The sequence below is a fragment of the Zoogloea sp. LCSB751 genome (genome assembly GCF_002028455.1).
Classification (GTDB): domain Bacteria; phylum Pseudomonadota; class Gammaproteobacteria; order Burkholderiales; family Rhodocyclaceae; genus Zoogloea.
This window is the reverse complement of record NZ_MWUM01000002.1, coordinates 39,808-58,229: the sequence shown is the minus strand read 5'-3', so window position 1 is coordinate 58,229 and position 18,422 is coordinate 39,808. Positions and strand designations below refer to the sequence as shown.

Sequence of the window (18,422 nt, the reverse complement as noted above, 5' to 3'; positions counted from 1 at the left end):
ACCGCTGCCGCCCATGGGATAGCAAGATTCTAGCCCGCCGCGCCGGGGCGATCCAGTCGCCCCTCATCACTTTCAGCAAAAGCCCACGCATTCCCCCCGCGGGACTTGGCCACATACATCGCCCTGTCGGCAGCACCGATCAAGGATTCCCCATCGTTTCCGCAACCCGAACTGATGGCAATCCCGATACTGGCCGTCACTCCGACGCTTTCCGTTCCGCAATCGAAGTGCAGGGCCGCGATACAGGCGCACACCCGACGCGCCAGTTCGGCCAGTTCAACCCTCGTCCCCGAAGGCACCAGGATCGCGAACTCATCGCCGCCCATCCGGAAGAACATTTCGTTGCGGCGCACCACCGCGACTACCGCGGCAGCCAGGCCGATCAGCACCCTGTCACCGGCCTGGTGGCCGAAATTGTCATTGACCGGCTTGAAGCCGTCCAGGTCGATGGACAGCAGGCCGATGTCCTCCCCGTGGCGACAGCCGTCCGCCAACATGCGCTCCAGTTCTTCGTGAAAACGCCGCCGGTTGTAGATATTGGTCAGCGGATCGCGTTCGGCCAGGCGCATCAACTGGCCCGCCACCTTGCGCTGCTCAGTCACGTCTTCGAAGACCCAGATACGACCGATGGGCCGGGCCCCCTCCGGGCCGAGCACTACACGTGAAAAATCCGTCACGATCCGACCATCGAGAAAACCGATCTCGTAGGGCTCGCTCGGCTCCCGATTGCTCAACACGTCCGCGATATGCCGCTGATAGCCCGCCGGATCTGCAATCCGTTCCATCACGTGCTGCTGCAGCACCACGTCGCGAACCCCCACGAAGCTCTCCCCCGGCGCCAGGGTCCAGATGTCGTAGAGCGCACGGTTGCAGTACACGACCCGACGGTCCGCATCCATGAACAGGATGCCTACACGGACAACGTCCAGCAGTGCCGACAGACGGGAACGTTCCTCGTTGCTGCGCCGGAGATAATGCTCGGAAAGGGCCTGAGCACGACGTAGTGCGGCCACCGACTCGAGCAGCTTGTACTCGGCCTCCTTGCGGGCCTGGATGTCGTTCAGCGTGGCCCGCAGGCCCAACAGCCGACCGGCATCGTTCCGGATCGGCTGCCAGCGGCCAAGCATCCAGACGGTCGTGCCCCCCTTGGTGACGAGCCGCAATTCAAATTCGGTGGAGGTGCCGCCCGTCAGCGCCTGGACGAGCTGATCGCGGCAATACCTCCGATCCCGGTCATAGACGAGCAAGTCAATGAAATCCCCGGCGAGAACCTCATGGACGCTGTAACCCGTGGCCTTCTCGATCGCCTCATTGATCCAGAACAGGACTCCGTCGGCATCGATCCAGCCCTCAATGCCACGATCGGCCGCCGCTGCCTCCAGGAAATAGCGTGTCCCGCCGTCTAAAGGCGGCACCCGTACGTCCCCATCGCCTCCGGAAGCAGGCCATGCGCCGATCTCCACAACCGGCTTGGCAGACTGCGCAGTTTCCTCGGGTCGCGTCAGGCGCTGACGGCGCAGGAACAGGTAGGCCCCCGCCAGACCGGCCATCGTCGCCAGGCCCGCCGTCAAGGTCACCTCCGGCGACTCCATGCCCGGCGGCAGCGCCGCATGCGCAGGCAAGCCCGTCAGGCCCGGCAGGAGCAACAGCCATTTCCGCGCGGGCCAGCGACCCAGCGCGGAAAAGACGCGAAGCTCGAACCAGGCCATCGGCAGCATCGTCACAAGGCCTTCATGAAAACCTTGGAGCGGCGGCTGACGTCGTACATTTCGAGCTTCTGTCGCGGCAACTCCGCCGGCGGCACCTCACGGAAACCCCGCTCCCGGAACCAATCCGCAGTCCGGGTCGTCAGCACGAACAGACGCTCCACACCGAGTAAGCGCGAACGTACCTCAATGCGACGCAGCAACATTTCGCCCAACCCGGCCCCCCGGTGCTCCGGCACGACAGCCACGCAAGCCATCTCCGCGGCACGTTCGTCCATGAAGGGATACAGGGCCGCGCAGCCCACCAGCACGCCGTCGTACTCGACGACGGTGAAGCGCTCGATTTCCTGCTCCAGCCGTTCGCGGCTGCGCCGCACCAGCGTGCCATCGGCTTCCATCGGCGCAATCACACTACCCAACGCCCCCACGTCCTCGACAGTTGCCTCACGCAAGCGGAACAAGGGATCGCGGGTCAGTACCGTGCCGACCCCCTGGGGCGTGAAGAACTCCAGCAACAGGCCACCGTCCTTGTCCCGGTCGATCAGGTGCGCCCGCCCGACCCCCTGGCGTACCGCCCGGATCGCGCAGGGCAGGTACAGGTCGAGATCCTCGGTCAGCCCCTCGCCGGCGTTGAGCATCGCCTCCGCGTCGTCGGCGGTGATGGCCTCGATGAGCCCCCCCCTTGCATCGAGCAGGCCCGGCGCATCGCACAGGTAGATCAGCTTCTCGGCCTTGAGCGCAACGGCCACCGCTTCAGCGACCGCCTCCATGCTCATGTTGAAGATCTCACCGGCCGGCGACACGCCCAGGGACGACATCAGCACCACGTTCTGCTGATCCAGGTCAGCAGCGATTTCTTCGGCGATCACCTTGCGCACCGCACCGGTGAAGCCGTAATCGACGCCATCGACGACGCCGACCGGCTTGGCTGTGACGAAATTCCCACCGGTCACGCGCATGTAGCTACCGGCCATCGGCGTGTTCGGCAAGCCCTGCGAAAGCTGCGCCTCGACTTCAAGCCGCGTCACGGCCACGGCCGCCTTCACACACTCCAGCGCCGCGGCGTCGGTGACACGCAGCCCCTTGTGATAACGTGAGATCAGACCACGGCGGGTCAACTCGGCCTCGATCTGCGGACGTGCTCCATGCACGAGCACCAGCCGGACCCCCAGGGCCGCCAGCAGATTGCAGTCGTACGCCAGCTTCTCGACCAGGTGGGCACCCGCCACCTCGCCGCCGAAGCCGAGCACGAAAGTCTTGCCGCGGAAGGCATGGATATAGGGCGCCGCCGCACGCACCCAGGCGACAAAACGCTGGGACAACTGCTCGGCACGCTCCGGAACGGTAGCAGGCGAATTCACAGACACTTCCAGACCATCGGGGTTGAGCAACACAACATTTTATTTTGCACTTCTTTCATTTCTGCAATGCGACGTCCAGCTTGTCCACCAGAGTCTGCAGCACTTTTACCCTAGCGTAATATTTATTATCCGCTTCGACCAGAGTCCAACCCGCATTTTCCGTGCTTGTGCGATCGATCATGTCGCACACCGCGGGCTCATAGAGCGGCCACTTCTCACGGTTACGCCAGTCTTCGTCGGTGATCTTGTAGCGCTTGAAAGCCTGTTCCTCGCGGGCCTTGAAACGCCGCAGCTGCTCTTCATCACTGATGGACAGCCAGAACTTGACGACGATCACACCGGCTGACACCAATTGATCCTCGAAATCATTGATCTCCGCATAGGCACGCATCCAGTCCGGCTCGGAGCAAAAGCCCTCGACACGCTCCACCAACACCCGGCCATACCAGGAGCGGTCGAAGATCGCCACCCGCCCGCGCCGCGGCAGATGACGCCAGAAACGCCACAGATAGGGCTGAGCGCGCTCCTCGTCGCTTGGCGCGGCAATCGGCGTGACGTGATACTGGCGCGTGTCCAGCGCCTGGGTGACGCGACGGATCGCTCCGCCCTTGCCCGCCGCATCCATGCCCTCAAAGACCAGCACCAGGCTGCGGCTCGCAAACGCCTCGCTGCGCACGGCCAGGGCCAGCCGCCCCTGCAGTTTCTCAAGCTGCTTGTCGTAGTCCTTCTTATCAAGCGGCTGGTTGAGAACCATCGCATTGAGCAGATTGCGCTCGTCTACCGCCGGAGCCAGCGGCGCCGCGGTCTGGCGGGTGCGAAAACCCCGTGCGACATGCTCACAACGGCGGCGCAGCCCCTCCAGCAAGGTCCGCCCGACCTGCACCGCACGGTATTGCGGATCAGAACCGTCCACGATCACCCATGGCGCGATGCCGGTACTGGTCTGGCGCAGCACGTGCTCGGCCACATCCTTGTAGCGCTCGTATTCCTCATATACCTGCCAATCCGAGTCACGCACCCGCCAGCGGGTGTCCGGATTGGCTTCCAGCGCCTTCAGCCGCTTTTTCTGGGCCTGCTTGGACAGATGGAACCAGAATTTGAGGAGCAACACCCCCTCCGCCGCCAGCATCGCCTCAAAACGGTTGAACTCGGCCAGTTGCTGGTCGAGACGCGCCTTCTTGATGCGCCCGAAGGCCCGATCACCGATGGCCTCGGAATACCAGTTGCCGAACAGCACGCCGATCTTTCCCTTGGGCGGCAAGGCCCGCCAGAAACGCCACAGGAAGGGGCGCTCACGCTCCTCGTCGGTGGGCTTGTCGAAGGTGTGCACCTCGATGTGGCGGGGATCCATCCATTCGTTGAGGAGATTCACCGTCTCACCGCGCCCGGCCCCGTCGATCCCGTTGATCAGGATCACCGCGGCGAAGCCCTTTTGCTCCAGCAATTCAAACTGAACTTCGAGCAGATCGGTGCGCAGCTGAGGCTCAACCGCATCGTAATCGGCCTTCGACAGCCGATGACCCAGTTCAGCGGATTCAAACATCGCTCTCTCCCGGAAAATCGCCCCACAGGGTCTGCAGGGCAGCCAGCGCCGCCAGCCCGGCGGTTTCGGTACGAAATACGCGCGGCCCCAGCGCCAGCGGCGCACAGCCGGCCCGCTCGGCCAGGGCCAGCTCGGTCGGCGACCAACCGCCTTCGGGGCCGATCAGCACATGCAACGGCCCCAAAGGCCGGGGCTTGCGGGCCAGCGCCCCCGCGGCGCCGGGCGCCAGGATCAGCCGGTTACCCTCCACCGCCTGGGCCAGGTATTTGTTGAGAGGAAGGATTTCGGCGATCTGCGGCACCCGGTTGCGGCCGGACTGCTCACAGGCCGACACAGCCACCTGCTGCCAGTGAGCCACCCGTTTGGCGGCCCGCTCGCCGGACAATTTCAGCACCGAGCGCTCGGCCGCCACCGGCTGTACGGCCACCGCGCCGAGCTCGACGGCCTTTTGCACGATCCAGTCCATCTTGTCGCCGCTCGCCAGGGCCTGCACCAGGGTGATCGCCAGCGGCGACTCCCGCTCCACCTCCAGACGCGGGCCGAGGCGAGCCACCGGCTGTTTGCCTAGGGCCTGCAGGGTCGCGGCACATTCGCCACCTCGACCGTCGAAGAGCACGATTTCATCGCCGACCGCCAGCCGCAACACACGCTCGGCGTGATGGGCGACGTCGGCAGGCAGGGGCATGTCGCTCTCGGGAGCGAGCCCGTCAGGGCAGAAGAAGCGCGGATTCATCGTGCTATTATCCGCAAAACCGCGTGTTTAAACGGGATTGAAACAAAATGCCGATCAGTCTCTCCGCGCTCCCGATCATGGCTCAGCCCATCTTCCAGGGCAACCATCCCTCCACCGTCCAGCGGGCCACCCGATGACCAGCGCCCAACGCCTCGAACTTGCCCGCTCCCTGGCCGAACTGGTTCGCCAGATGGCCCGCGAGACCATCCTGCCCCGTTACCTGCGTGCCGTGCGCGAGCACAAGGCCGACGGCAGCGTGCTGACCGAAGCCGATCTGGCCTCCCAGGCCGCGCTCGTCGAACGCTTGCCCCAGCTCATCATGGCTCCCGTTCTCGGCGAGGAGATGACCGCCGAGGAACAAGGTCGCGTGTGGCAAGCCGGCGTGGACGGCCTGTGGGTCATCGACCCCATCGACGGCACCACCAACTTCGCCAACGGCATTCCCTTCTTCGGAGTGGCGGTGGCCTACCTGGTCAATCACAAGACCCAGCTCGGCGTGGTGTACAACCCGGTCACCGACGAAGCCTTCTATGCCGGCCGCGGTGCCGGCGCGTGGCTCAACGATGTGACCCTGCCACTGCGCAGCCCGACCACCCGCCTCAAGGACGCGGTAGCCGGTGTGGACTTCAAGCGCATCAGCCACCACCTCGGCGACGAACTGGCAGTACGTCCCCCGTATTACTCCCAGCGCAACTTCGGCTCCAGCGCCCTCGAATGGTGCTACGTGGCCGCCGGTCGCCTGGACGTCTACCTGCATGGCGGACAGATGTTGTGGGACTACGCGGCCGGCCGCCTGATCCTCGAAGAGGCCGGCGGCTGCTACAGCACCCTCGGCGGCACCCCTCTGACCGCCGGGCCGGCCATCAAGCGCTCGGTGATCGCCGCCGCCAGCCCGGCCCTGTTCGACCAGTGGCGGGTCTGGCTCAACACTCACTCCTGAACCGCCTGCGGGCCTCCCCAAAGGCGGCCCGCTTTTTGCTGCAATACCGCTGGACCAGGCTTCACGCCGGAAGTTGAGCGCTTTTGGCACAGGCCATGCCACCGTGCCCTGTGCCAAAACCATTCACTTTCGAGAGCAACCCATGTCCATGAAGCACCCGATCATCGTGGTGACCGGCTCGTCAGGCGCCGGCACCACCACGGTGAAGCACACCTTCGAAGGCATCTTCTGGCGGGAAAAGGTCAATGCCGCGGTCATCGAGGGCGACAGTTTCCATCGCTATACGCGCGAAGAAATCCGCGATCTGATCATCGACGCGGAAAGCCAGGGGCGACGCGGCATCAGCCACTTCGGCCCGGAAGCCAACCTGCTCGAAGACCTGGAACAACTGTTCCGCACCTATGGCGAATCCGGTGGCGGCAAGCGCCGCTTCTACCTGCACAATGCCGAGGAAGCTGCCCGCCGCGGCCTCAAGCTGGGCAACTTCACTCCGTGGGAGGAACTGCCGCCGGACACCGACTGCCTGTTCTACGAGGGGCTCCACGGCGCGGTGATCACCGACAAGGTCAATACCTGTCGGCACGCCGATCTGCTGATAGGTGTCGTTCCGATCACCAACCTGGAGTGGATACAAAAGATCCACCGGGACACCAAGACCCGCGGCTACTCGCTGGAGGCCGTGCAGGAGACCATCCTGCGCCGCATGCACGACTACGTGCATTACATCGTCCCGCAGTTCTCCCACACCCACATCAACTTCCAGCGCGTACCGATGGTGGATACGTCCAACCCCTTCATTGCCCGCGACATCCCGACCGCCGACGAGTCGATGGTGATCATCCGCTTCCGCGACCCGCGCGGGGTGGACTTCCCCTACCTGCTGCGCATGATCCACGACAGCTTCATGTCCCGCGCCAACACCATCGTGGTGCCGGGCGGCAAGCTCGACCTGGCGATGCAGCTGATCCTCACGCCGCTGATCTGGAAGCTGATGGAACGCCGCCGCCAGTGGGTGTGAGCTGACCGACGGCGGCAGCCGCTCTCAATGCGCAGCCACGGCGATGTTGCGCCCCGACTCCGTCCTCAGATCGTCGCGGAATTCGCCCTCCCAGGCATCGCCGGAAGCCCAGCTCAGGCGCCCATGGCCATGCTTCTTGCCAAGATTCCACGCGCCGTCGTAGCGGTTGCCGTTGGTCCAGGCATAGCGGCCCTGGCCGTGGAAGAGGCCGCGCACGAAATCGCCGGTATAGCGATCACCGGAAGCAAAGACCAGCGTGCCACGCCCCGACGGCTCGCCATCCACCACCGCCCCCTCGTAGCGATTGCCTCCCGGATACTGGATCACGCCCTGCCCTACGGCCCGGTCGTCCGCCCAGTCGCCTTCGTACCACTGACCACCAACCCAGCTGAAACGCCCCCGGCCATGGCGGCGACCATCGACCAGGGTGCCGCTGAAGCGCTCGCCATTGGCCCACTCGACGCTCCCTGTACCGCTCACGACACCGCTCTTCGGATCCATCGTGAAATTGCCCCTGTAGGTGGTATCGCCGGCCACAAAGGTGGCTTGCGCCGGGCCTTCCTTGCGGCTGGTTGCCGCGGCGGGCTCCGTGAGCTTCGCCACCGGCGCCACAGCAGTCGCAGCGACAACACTCGCCGTCACAGCCGGCACAACGGAGGTCTTGACGGCAACCGGCTCGGAAACCGGCACCGGCTTGCGGCTTCCGTACAGGGCCTGCGCATTCGCCGGCAGCGGCGTGCCCCGCTCGCGGGCCAACGCATCCGCATTGCTGCGTGCCAGATTCTGCGGGCTGCCAAGACACTGACCGGCGGCGTCGCGCCAGGCCACCTCGGCCTTCATCGACAACAGGTCCTTCTCGGTCGCGGACAGGCCGCCACTCCCGCCCTTCAGACGCTGGCTCAGATCCGTCGCACCATCCCACAGCGGGCCGCAGAACTCGGCGTTATGGGCATCGGTCTGGGTCTGCTCGACCTTGCGCTGAGCCTGCTGCTGCCGCGTGCCCGGACACTTGTCGACGGCCCCCTCCCAGGCCATCACGGCCTTGCCGTAGAGCATCGCTGCGTCGTCCCAGCGCTTGTCCCGCCACGCCACCTTGGCATAGTCGATGAGCGCGGTAGCGTTCTTCCAGGCCGCGTCACAGGCCGGCCCGGCACTGAGTAGCTCAGCATTGGCGGTGCGCACCTTCACGGTGGCGGCCAGGCTCTTTTCCGCCTTTTCCCGATGGGGCGACTGACACACCGCCACCGCCTCCCGCCACGTCATCTCGGCTTCGGCAAGCAGGCGCTCGACCTCCACCGGATCCCCCTTCTCCGACTTGGCCGCAGCAGCCCGGATATCGAGGTCCAGCGCCTTGTCGAAGCGCGGCAGGCACTCGCCCTGGTGGCTGATGGCCGCCTCGACCAGCTTCAGCTCGGTAGTGGCACGGTCGCCCTGCCGGTTTGCCTGCACGGCAACCGACGGACAGGCTGCCGCGACTTTCAGGAACCCCCCGCTGGCATTACTCAGCAGCGGCTGAGCCTCCTTCCAGCGCCTGGCGGACGACGCCTGACGGCCCTGCTCGAAATGCGCCTCGGCCTCCTGAAGCAGCACCGGACACTCTGCCGCCACGCCGCCCGAGGTGTCGGGCATGCCGGAAGCCTCCGGCAAGGCCTGCTGGGCCCAGGCACACCCGGCCAGTGCCCACAGGCCCACAGCCAGCCCACGACGCTGCAACTTGTTCATCAATTCAATCTCCACCCGATTCCAAAGGCATTCTCAGCATTACATCGATCAAACCGCCGCTCGCCGCCCCACCCGCAGGCAGCACATCGTCGCTGGCCATCTGCAGGGCCAGCTGCCCGCTCTCGTCGGAAGCACTCTGCAAATCGCCGATCTTCAGCGCAAACACATCCAGGGACTCGCCCTTCAACACCGCGGCCAGCATCTCCTCCCGTTGCATCTGGCGGGCCAGGGCCGCATAGCGCTGCAGGCGGTCTTCATCGAACACGAAGGGATTGCTGATCACATTGGCGTCGAGCAGCTTTTGATGCAGCGTCGCGCCAGCCAGCGGGTCACCGCCGAGCTTGCCGATACGGTCGAACACCCAGCGGTCCGCATCGTCGAAAGCCGTCGTCGCCACCCACGACAGGCTGGACACCGACATGCCGACCCGCGCCATGAAGCTGTCCCGCAACACACTGCCGAGCTGGCGCCCCGCTGACTTGGCGATCTCCTCGCCCACTTTCTGCGCGTATTCCTTGCCGGCCTGCTCGGCGATGCTGCGGGCCGCCTCCTGCAGGGCCTGCTTCGCGATGGCTTCGCCCGCCGACTTGGCCGCCGCGGCAGCTGCTGCCTGCGCCGCCTGATCGACCGCCACCTTGGCGGCCTGCGCCGCCGCATTGAGACCGGTGGCCAGCGTGGCGATTTCGAAGAGCGTCGTCACGACCTCCTTGGTGTAGTGATAGGTCTTCATCCGCGCCCCACCCTCCTCGGACAGACCCTGGGTCCACAACACCACCCACAAGGCTTCGTCCGGGCTGATCTGCGGACCGAACACATGGAGCGGATAGATGCTCATCAACCAGTGGTAGTCTTGGTAGGTCGGCGTCACCGGCGGCGCCAGACGCGCATAGCCGCGGCACACCTGCAGAGGCTTGATAGTGACGGTCTTGCCCTGTGCCGTCTTGACCGGAAAGGGCTTGCCGCTGTCGCGCAGCTCGGCCAGCTCGGCCAGCATCTTGTTGGCATCCCGGCGGCTGTAGCCCTTCAGTTCGATCAGCTTGTCACCAACCTGCAAGCCCGAGTCCGGTGCCGCACCGACGATGGTCAGGCGCTCATCCACCTGCAGCGCCCGCACCCAGGCCACGCGGTCGTCCTCCTCCCATTCATAGCTCGTTGCGACGCTGAACGGCAGCTCCCACTGGTGGCTGCAATCTGGATCCTTCAGCGCCGCCGAACGCACGATGGCCGGCCGCAACGCGCGCTCGCCATGACCAAGCAAGCGCAGATTGGCGAGCAGCGTCTCGTTCACCTTGCGGCCATCGTCGACGGTGTACTTGACCGAACTGCATCCGCTCAGGGTCAGCGCCACCCACGACAGGGCAGCCACGGCAAGGAGGCGCAAGGACATCGACGGGACGAATGTAAGTAAATGTTGAGCCCGGATTATGCCGCAGATTTTGCGCGGCCAAGCCTTCCGGCCCATGCGCTCCCCCAATCCGGGCAAGGCTACCCAAGTGCCAGAAAATCAAGGATAATTACGGTCTTTGCGCGCCGCACCCCCGGCCGAAGGTTCTTTCGATGTCTTCTACGCGTAATGTCAAGCTGCCCGTCTTCAACCCCCTGACTGGCGCCATCCGCGCGCTGGCCATGGACGCCGTCCAGAAGGCCAATTCCGGCCACCCGGGCGCCCCGATGGGCATGGCCGAAATCGCCGAGGTGCTGTGGCGTCGCCACCTGCGCCACAACCCGGCGAACCCGAAGTGGGCCGATCGCGACCGCTTCGTGCAGTCCAACGGCCACGGCTCGATGCTGATCTACGCCCTGCTGCACCTGACCGGCTACGACCTGTCCATCGACGACCTCAAGAACTTTCGCCAGCTGCACAGCCGCACCCCGGGCCACCCGGAAGTCGGCTACACCCCCGGCGTCGAAACCACCACCGGCCCCCTTGGCCAGGGCATCACCAACGCAGTCGGCATGGCGCTGGCCGAAAAGATCCTCGCCGCCGACTTCAACCGTCCCGGCCACGAGATCGTCGATCACCACACCTACGTATTCCTCGGCGACGGCTGCCTGATGGAAGGCATCTCCCACGAGGCCTGTTCGCTGGCCGGCACCTGGGGCCTCGGCAAACTGATCGCCTTCTACGACGACAACAACATCTCCATCGACGGCCACGTCGAAGGCTGGTTCACCGACGACACGCCGAAGCGCTTCGAAGCCTACGGCTGGCACGTGGTGCGCGACGTGCAGGGCCACGACCCGGTCGAAATCGAGGCCGCCCTCAAGGCCGCCCAGGCCGAAACCGGCCGCCCCAGCCTGATCTGCTGCAAGACCATCATCGGCGCCGGCGCTCCCAACAAGCAGGACAGCCACGACGTGCACGGCGCCCCGCTGGGCGCCGCCGAGATCGAGGCCGCCCGCGCCTACATCGGCTGGAACCACCCGCCCTTCGAAGTGCCCGCCGACGTCTACGCCGCCTGGGACGCCAAGGAAAAGGGCGCCGCGCTGGAAGGCGAGTGGAACACCCGCTTCGCCGCCTATGCCGACGCCTTCCCCGAACTCGCTTCCGAGTTCACCCGCCGCATGGCCGGCGAGCTGCCTGCCGACTGGGCGGCCCACGTGGACGCGGTGCTGGCCAAGATCGCCGACAAGGGCGAAACCATCGCCACCCGCAAGGCCAGCCAGAACAGCATCGAAGCCTTCGCGCCCAAGCTGCCCGAACTCCTCGGCGGCTCCGCCGACCTGGCCGGCTCCAACCTGACCCTGTGGTCCGGCGCCAAGGGCGTCAGCAAGACCAGCGGCGGCAACTACGTGTACTACGGCGTGCGCGAATTCGGCATGGCCGCCATCGCCAACGGCATCGCCCTGCACGGCGGCCTGGTGCCCTACACCGCCACCTTCCTGATGTTCAGTGAATACGCCCGCAACGCCCTGCGCATGGCGGCGCTGATGAAGGTGCGCCAGATCTTCGTGTTCACCCACGACTCCATCGGCCTTGGCGAAGACGGCCCGACCCACCAGCCGGTCGAGCAGACCGCCACCCTGCGCCTGATTCCCAACATGGACGTGTGGCGCCCCTGTGACACCACCGAGTCGGCGGTGGCCTGGGCATCGGCGATCGAACGCGCCGACGGCCCGAGCGCCCTCGCCTTCTCACGCCAGAACCTGCCCTTCCAGCCGCGCAATGCCGAACAGGTAGCCAACATCCGCCGTGGCGGCTACGTCTTGTCCGATTCGGGCACTGGTTCACAGGCAAACAGTGCGCAAGCCGTTATCATAGCGACCGGTTCGGAAGTGGCGCTGGCCCTGGCCGCCCAGAAGCAGCTCGCCGAAGAAGGCGTCGCCGTTCGGGTGGTTTCCATGCCCAGCACCAATGTCTTCGACCGCCAGGACGCCGCCTACCGTGCTGCCGTGCTGCCCAAGGGCCTGCCGCGGGTCGCCGTCGAAGCGGGTGTCACCGACGGCTGGCGCAAATACGTCGGTCTGGAGGGCGAAGTCATCGGCGTGGACCGCTTCGGCGAATCCGCCCCGGCCGGCGAGCTGTTCAAGTACTTCGGCATCACTGCCGACGCCGTGGTTGCTGCGGTCAGGAAGGTCATCGCCTGACCGGCCGCGCGCCCCAGACAAAACCTGTGGTGCCACAGGGCACCGCAGGTCAGTGAATTTCGGTTTCGTGCATTTACACTAGGGAGAAGAGTCGATGAGCATCAAAGTTGCCATCAATGGTTTCGGTCGTATCGGTCGCTGCACGCTGCGCGCCATTTACGAGCAGGGTCTGCAAAACGAGTTTGACGTGGTCGCCATCAACGCCTCCGGCGATCTGGCCACCAATGCCCACCTGCTCAAGTACGACACCACCCATGGCCGCTTCGCCACCTCCGTGGAAACCGAAGGCGACAACGTCATCATCATCGACGGCAAGAAGATCCCGTTCTACTCCACCAAGGATCCGAAGGGCGTGAACTGGGGCGCCCACGGCGTGGACGTGCTGCTGGAGTGTACCGGCGCCTACACCACCAAGGCCAAGGCCGGCGCGCTCCTCGAGCAGGGCGCCAAGCGCGTGCTGATCTCCGCCCCCGGCGGTGACGATGTGGACACCACCATCGTCATGGGTGTGAACGAAGAGGCCCTGAAGGGCGACATGACCGTCGTCTCCAACGCCTCCTGCACCACCAACTGCCTGGCCCCGGTCGCCAAGATCCTGGCCGACAGCGTCGGCATCAAGCAGGGCCTGATGACCACCATCCACGCCTACACCAACGACCAGGTGACCGTGGACGTCCGCCACAAGGACCTGCGCCGCGCCCGTGCCGCTGCCGCCAACATCATCCCCACCAAAACCGGTGCTGCCAAGGCCGTCGGCCTGGTGCTGCCCCAACTGGTGGGCAAGGTCGACGGCTTCGCGCTGCGCGTCCCGACCATCAACGTGTCCCTGGTTGACCTCACCTTCACCGCCGAGCGCGCCACCACCAAGGAAGAAATCAACGAGCTGCTGACCGCTGCGGCCAACGGCCCGCTGAAGGGCATCCTGGCCGTCAACACCGAGCCGCTGGTGTCCTCCGACTTCAACCACACCACCGTGTCTTCCACCTTCGACGCCACCCAGACCCGCGTCATCAAGGGTGAAGACGGTTCGACCCTGGTCAAGGTGCTGGCTTGGTATGACAACGAGTGGGGCTACTCCTGCCGCATGCTCGACGCGGCCCGTGCCTTCGTCAACGCCAAGTAATTCCGCCGTATCGACGCCCCGCCCTGTGCGGGGCGTTTTCACATCCGACGACACGTAGAACATCATCATGCAAGTCAAGAAACTCACCGATCTCGACGTCAAGGGCAAGAAGGTCTTCATCCGCGCCGACCTCAACGTACCCCAGGACGACGCCGGCAACATCACCGAGGACACCCGCATCCGCGCCTCGATCCCGTCCATCAAGTACGCCCTCGACGGCGGTGCGGCAGTGATGGTCACCTCCCACCTGGGTCGTCCGACCGAGGGCGAACTGAAGGCCGACGACACCCTCGCCCCCGTCGCCGTGCGCCTCGGCCAGCTGCTCGGCAAGCCGGTGCGCCTGATCCAGAACTGGGTGGACGGTGGTTTCGACATCGCCGCCGGCGAGGTCGTGCTGCTCGAGAACTGCCGCTGCAACAAGGGCGAGAAGAAGGACAACGAAGAGCTCGCGCAAAAGATGGCTGCCCTGTGCGACGTCTATGTGAACGACGCCTTCGGCACCGCCCACCGCGCCGAAGCCACCACCCACGGCATCGCCAAGTTCGCCCCCGTGGCCTGCGCCGGCATCCTGATGGGCGCCGAGATCGACGCCCTCGGCAAGGCCCTGCACGCCCCGGCCCGCCCGCTGGTGGCCATCGTCGGTGGCTCCAAGGTGTCCTCCAAGCTGACCATCCTCAAATCCCTGGCCGACAAGGTGGACCAGTTGATCGTCGGTGGTGGCATCGCCAACACCTTCCTGCTGGCTTCCGGCAAGCGCATCGGTGAATCCCTGGCCGAGCCCGAGCTGGTCAAGGAAGCCCAGGCCATCATGGACATCATGAAGGCCCGCGGCGCCGAAGTGCCGCTACCGGAAGACGTCGTCGTCGCCGACGAAGTGTCCGCCATGGCCCGTGCCAACAAGGTCTCCGTCGATGACGTCGGTCCCCACGACCGTATTCTCGACGTTGGCCCGAAGGCCGCCGCCAAGCTGTCCCAGATCATCGCCAATGCGGGCACCGTCGTCTGGAACGGACCGGTCGGCGTCTTCGAACTACCCCAGTTCGCCGGCGGCACCAAGATGCTGGCCTCGGCCATCGCCCACTCCGAAGCCTTCTCCATCGCCGGCGGCGGCGACACCCTGGCAGCCATCGCCAAGTTCCACATCGCCGACGACGTGGGCTACATCTCCACCGGCGGTGGCGCCTTCCTCGAGTTCCTCGAAGGCAGGACCCTGCCGGCCATCGCAGCGCTGGAAGCCCGCTTCAACGACTGAGCGAGCATTCCCCGGCGGACCTGGATGCGGCCCACCCGGGCCGCATTTTCATTTTCTGCTGCAAATGTTTACCGGCCCTCAACGGCACGCTTCAAATTGGGCATTCATTGACGATAATTCATCCAACACCCATTTGCATTGGCACCGGCCTCCCCGAATAGACGAAAGACGCGATTCATGCCCATTCCGGTAAGTGCCCTGCTGGGATCGCCTCGCCGCCTGATGGTGGCCATCGTCATGTTCGTCGCCCTCGATCTGACAGTGCTGCTGATCAACCTGTGGATTGCCGACCAGGTTGCCCGCGATGCAGTGGCCATCAACCTGGCCGGCCGCCAGCGGATGCTTTCGCAGCAGACCACCAAGGCCTTGTTGCTGGCCACCACCGGCAAGGGCAACCCGGATGCCGCACGCCAGGAGTTCAGCGAAGCCTTCGGACTGTTCCGCCGCACACTGGGTGCCTTTGCGGATGGCGGAGAGACCCAGGGTGGCGATGGCACACCCCTGCAGCTGGAGCGGGTTGATGGCGAGGGCGCCCGCGTAGTGGGCGCCGCCCGCCGGCTCATTGCCCCACTGGAGCGCATCGCCTCCCCTGCCCGGCCGCAGATACCCGACGCGGGTGAAATCGCCTTCGCCGCCGACTACATGGTGCGCCACAACCGTGAGATCCTGGACCTGATGAACACCCTCACCTCCGTGCTCGAACAGGAGTCGGTACATCGAACCCAGCAATTGCGCGCCATTCAGACCGGAGCCTTCGTACTCGCCCTCGCCAATTTCCTGCTGATCGTCTTCGGCATGCTCGGTAAATACCGCAGCGTGGAAGCCGACAGCCGCCGCTGGCGGGAGATGGCACGCCACGATCCGTTGACCGGCATCGCCAACCGCAAGGCCTTTGTCGAAGCCGCGGAAGGGATCCTGTCCCGCGCCAACATCGATGCCCAGCCCGGAACGCTGCTGATGCTCGACCTGGACGGCTTCAAGCCGATCAATGACAGCTTCGGCCATCTCGCTGGCGACCAGATCCTGATCAGCCTGGCCGACAGTTTCGAAACCACGGCCCGTGCCACCGACATCGTGGCGCGCGTCGGCGGCGATGAATTCGTCATGTTGTGCCCCACGCTGCATGGGGACAGGGATATCGCACTGTTCTGCGAGCGCATCATCGCCACCGTGGTGGCACTGCCCGGCGGCGACTTCCCCGGCTGCCGGCTCGGCATCAGCATCGGCGTGGCCTGCTACCCCGACAATGGTTACGATCTCAACCATCTGCTGGCTCTTGCCGACCAGGCCATGTACACGGCCAAGGGCGCAGGGGGCAACCGCTGGCACAGCGCCTGAGGGCCACCCGCCCGGATCTTCTCATCCCGCTGTCGCAAACACGACACACTTCTTGGTCGCAAGCTGTTGTTTTTAATAAAGAGCCATCTTGGCACCCAGTTTGCTTGCTCTCTCCGGTACGGAGAGAGCAATGAAACATCAACTGGATTGGTCATCCTATGAGACCGCCGGACAAGGCGATGCCTATGCCGGGATTCCGACCCACGGAGGCGATTTTGCCAAGGCGGTCGCCGTCTGCATCAGCGACCGCCTGTGCCAGCGCAAACCCAAGGGCGTCATGTGCCCCAGCTTCCGCGCCACCGACGATCCGGGCCATTCCCCCGGCGGACGCGTACTGCTGCTGAAGGCCGCCCTCAACGGCGAACTGGGCGAGGCCCCCTTTGCCGACCCGCGCCTGGCCGCTGCGATGGAGCTGTGCGTCGGCTGCAAGGGCTGCAAGCGCGAATGTGCCAACCAGGTAGACATGGCCGCCATCAAGATCGAATACCAGGCCCAGCGCAACCTGGCCCTCGGCACCCCGCGCCGGGACCGGCTATTCGCCGCCCTGCCCCGGCTGCTGGCCCATCGCGGAGTGGTGCGCCAACTGGTACGGCTGCGCAACCGTCTGCCATTTCTGGCGCGTCTCGGCGAGCGCTGGCTGGGCATCTCGGCCCAGCGCGTGCTGCCGGAACCCAGCCCGGAGGCCTACCGTCCGCCAGCCACCGCCGGCTCAGGCGAACGGGAAGTGATCCTCTTCGTGGACACCTTTGCCCGTCACTTCGACCCGGCCATCGCCCACGCCGCCCATGCGGTGCTCAGTGCCGCCGGCTATCGTGTCACCAGCCTGGAACCTCTCTCAGACGCTACCGAGCCCACCCGGCCCCTGTGCTGCGGCCGCACCTACCTGTCCCTCGGTCAGGTGGACGCCGCCCGTGCCGAAGCACGGCGCATGCACGCCGCCCTGCGTCCGGCATTGGAGGCGGGCGTTCCCATCGTCGGGCTGGAGCCATCCTGCATCCTGTCCCTGCGCGACGATCACCTCAAACTGGGCCTGGGGGCCGACGCAGAAAAGCTCGCCAAGCAGGTCTACCTGTTCGAGGAGTTCATCGCCCGCGAGCACGACCGCAAGAACCTGCAACTCACGCTGAAGCCGCTACCGGACGGCAAGACCCTGGTACATGGCCACTGCCACCAGAAGGCGGTCGGCGCGATGAAGTCCCTGCGCAAAGTGCTCCGCCTGATTCCCGACTTCGAGTTCGAATTCATCGAAGCCAGCTGCTGCGGCATGGCCGGTAGTTTCGGCCTCGATGCCGAGCACCGGGACATCTCACTGCAGATGGCGGAACTCGACCTCCTGCCTGCGCTGCGTAACGCCCCCGAGGCCACGGTGCTCGCCAACGGCTTCTCCTGCCGGCACCAGATCCGCGAAGGCGCCGAACGACAGGCGCAGCACGTGGCTGTCCTGCTCGAACGCGCTCTGGCCTGAGAAGATGTTGCTCACCGCGATGCGGGCACTCCCGCTGCTGCGGATCGGCCGCCTCTTCGACGAGGCCGAGGCCGGCCAGCTGTTCCACCGCCTGCTCGCCGAGACGCCCTGGAACGACGGCTACTACCTGGCCGCCGGCCGCCGCTTCGCGCTGCCCCGCCTGCAGGCCTGGCACGCCGATCCCGGCATCGACTATCGCTATGCAGACAACCTGCACAACTCCCACACCTGGACGCCCACACTGCAAGCCTTGCGCGAACGGGTCCAGCACCTTTCCGGCCTGCGCTTCAACGCCGTCCTGCTCAATCTCTATCGCGACGGCCGGGACACCGTGGGCTGGCATGCCGACGACGAACCCGACCTGGGCCCCGCGCCAGCCATCGCCTCCCTGAGCCTGGGCGCCACCCGCAGCTTCTCCGTCCGCCCTCGCCCCCGTGGCGAGGCTGTGCACGTTCCGCTCCCAGCCGGCACGCTGCTGGTCATGGACCCGCCCTTTCAGCAGACCTGGGAGCACGCGGTCCTGGCCGACCCGCTCGTCATCAGCCCGCGCCTCAACCTGACCTTTCGTCAGGTTGGCGCCGCAACATGACATTCGCGCACCAATCGCAAAAGCACGTCAACCTACAACGGTGC

The 18,422-nt window shown here is 65.5% G+C and carries 14 protein-coding genes; 8 read left to right on the top strand and 6 right to left on the bottom strand.

Going from position 1 to position 18,422, the window contains the following annotated elements; genetic code table 11:
* Nucleotides 1–29: 29 nt before the first annotated feature.
* The 4 genes from B4920_RS03160 to B4920_RS03145 are packed head-to-tail and all read right to left on the bottom strand — an operon-like array spanning nucleotide 30 to nucleotide 5,343.
* Nucleotides 30–1,718: a GGDEF domain-containing protein gene (locus B4920_RS03160; protein WP_079433166.1), complete on the bottom strand. Its 1,689-nt coding sequence runs from the start codon at nucleotides 1,716–1,718 to the stop codon at nucleotides 30–32.
* 2 nt (nucleotides 1,719–1,720) lie between these two features.
* Complete coding sequence (gene argA, locus B4920_RS03155) at nucleotides 1,721–3,067, bottom strand: amino-acid N-acetyltransferase (RefSeq protein ID WP_173862634.1); 1,347 nt, start codon at nucleotides 3,065–3,067, stop codon at nucleotides 1,721–1,723.
* A 55-nt stretch (nucleotides 3,068–3,122) separates the two neighbouring features.
* On the bottom strand, nucleotides 3,123–4,610 hold the full coding sequence (gene pap, locus B4920_RS03150; protein ID WP_079433165.1) for a polyphosphate:AMP phosphotransferase: 1,488 nt from the start codon (nucleotides 4,608–4,610) through the stop codon (nucleotides 3,123–3,125).
* The gene (locus B4920_RS03145; protein ID WP_079433164.1) at nucleotides 4,603–5,343 is read right to left on the bottom strand and encodes a 16S rRNA (uracil(1498)-N(3))-methyltransferase; all 741 of its coding nucleotides are present in this window, start codon (nucleotides 5,341–5,343) and stop codon (nucleotides 4,603–4,605) included. The genes pap and B4920_RS03145 overlap by 8 nt, the downstream gene beginning before the upstream one ends.
* A 133-nt stretch (nucleotides 5,344–5,476) precedes the next feature.
* Between B4920_RS03145 and B4920_RS03140 the strand changes: the two genes are divergently transcribed.
* Both B4920_RS03140 and B4920_RS03135 read left to right on the top strand, forming a co-directional pair.
* The gene (locus B4920_RS03140; RefSeq protein WP_079433163.1) at nucleotides 5,477–6,283 is read left to right on the top strand and encodes an inositol monophosphatase family protein; all 807 of its coding nucleotides are present in this window, start codon (nucleotides 5,477–5,479) and stop codon (nucleotides 6,281–6,283) included.
* A 142-nt stretch (nucleotides 6,284–6,425) separates the two neighbouring features.
* Entirely contained in the window at nucleotides 6,426–7,301 is an 876-nt protein-coding gene (locus B4920_RS03135; protein WP_079433162.1) for a phosphoribulokinase, read from the top strand.
* Between the two features lie 24 nt (nucleotides 7,302–7,325).
* Here the strand turns inward: B4920_RS03135 and B4920_RS03130 are convergent, their stop codons facing one another.
* The gene (locus B4920_RS03130; protein WP_079433161.1) at nucleotides 7,326–9,023 is read right to left on the bottom strand and encodes an MORN repeat-containing protein; all 1,698 of its coding nucleotides are present in this window, start codon (nucleotides 9,021–9,023) and stop codon (nucleotides 7,326–7,328) included.
* A 4-nt stretch (nucleotides 9,024–9,027) separates the two neighbouring features.
* Entirely contained in the window at nucleotides 9,028–10,410 is a 1,383-nt protein-coding gene (locus B4920_RS03125; protein WP_079433160.1) for a hypothetical protein, read from the bottom strand.
* A 170-nt stretch (nucleotides 10,411–10,580) separates the two neighbouring features.
* On the opposite strand from B4920_RS03125, the gene tkt reads away from it, so the two are divergent.
* The 6 genes from tkt (at nucleotide 10,581) to B4920_RS03095 (ending at nucleotide 18,378) form a co-directional block, all read left to right on the top strand.
* Nucleotides 10,581–12,611 (top strand): transketolase, encoded by a 2,031-nt coding sequence (tkt, locus tag B4920_RS03120; protein ID WP_079433159.1) that lies wholly within the window; start codon nucleotides 10,581–10,583, stop codon nucleotides 12,609–12,611.
* 94 nt (nucleotides 12,612–12,705) lie between these two features.
* Complete coding sequence (gap, locus tag B4920_RS03115) at nucleotides 12,706–13,734, top strand: type I glyceraldehyde-3-phosphate dehydrogenase (RefSeq protein WP_079433158.1); 1,029 nt, start codon at nucleotides 12,706–12,708, stop codon at nucleotides 13,732–13,734.
* Between the two features lie 67 nt (nucleotides 13,735–13,801).
* Nucleotides 13,802–14,986 (top strand): phosphoglycerate kinase, encoded by a 1,185-nt coding sequence (locus tag B4920_RS03110; RefSeq protein ID WP_079433157.1) that lies wholly within the window; start codon nucleotides 13,802–13,804, stop codon nucleotides 14,984–14,986.
* Nucleotides 14,987–15,163: 177 nt separating this feature from the next.
* Nucleotides 15,164–16,324, top strand: a complete 1,161-nt coding sequence (locus tag B4920_RS03105; RefSeq protein ID WP_079433156.1) for a diguanylate cyclase — start codon at nucleotides 15,164–15,166, stop codon at nucleotides 16,322–16,324.
* 130 nt (nucleotides 16,325–16,454) lie between these two features.
* Entirely contained in the window at nucleotides 16,455–17,789 is a 1,335-nt protein-coding gene (locus B4920_RS03100; RefSeq protein WP_079433155.1) for a (Fe-S)-binding protein, read from the top strand.
* 4 nt (nucleotides 17,790–17,793) lie between these two features.
* A complete protein-coding gene (locus B4920_RS03095) occupies nucleotides 17,794–18,378 on the top strand; it encodes an alpha-ketoglutarate-dependent dioxygenase AlkB (RefSeq protein ID WP_254050821.1) in 585 nt (194 codons plus the stop codon).
* The last annotated feature ends 44 nt before the right edge of the window (nucleotides 18,379–18,422 follow it).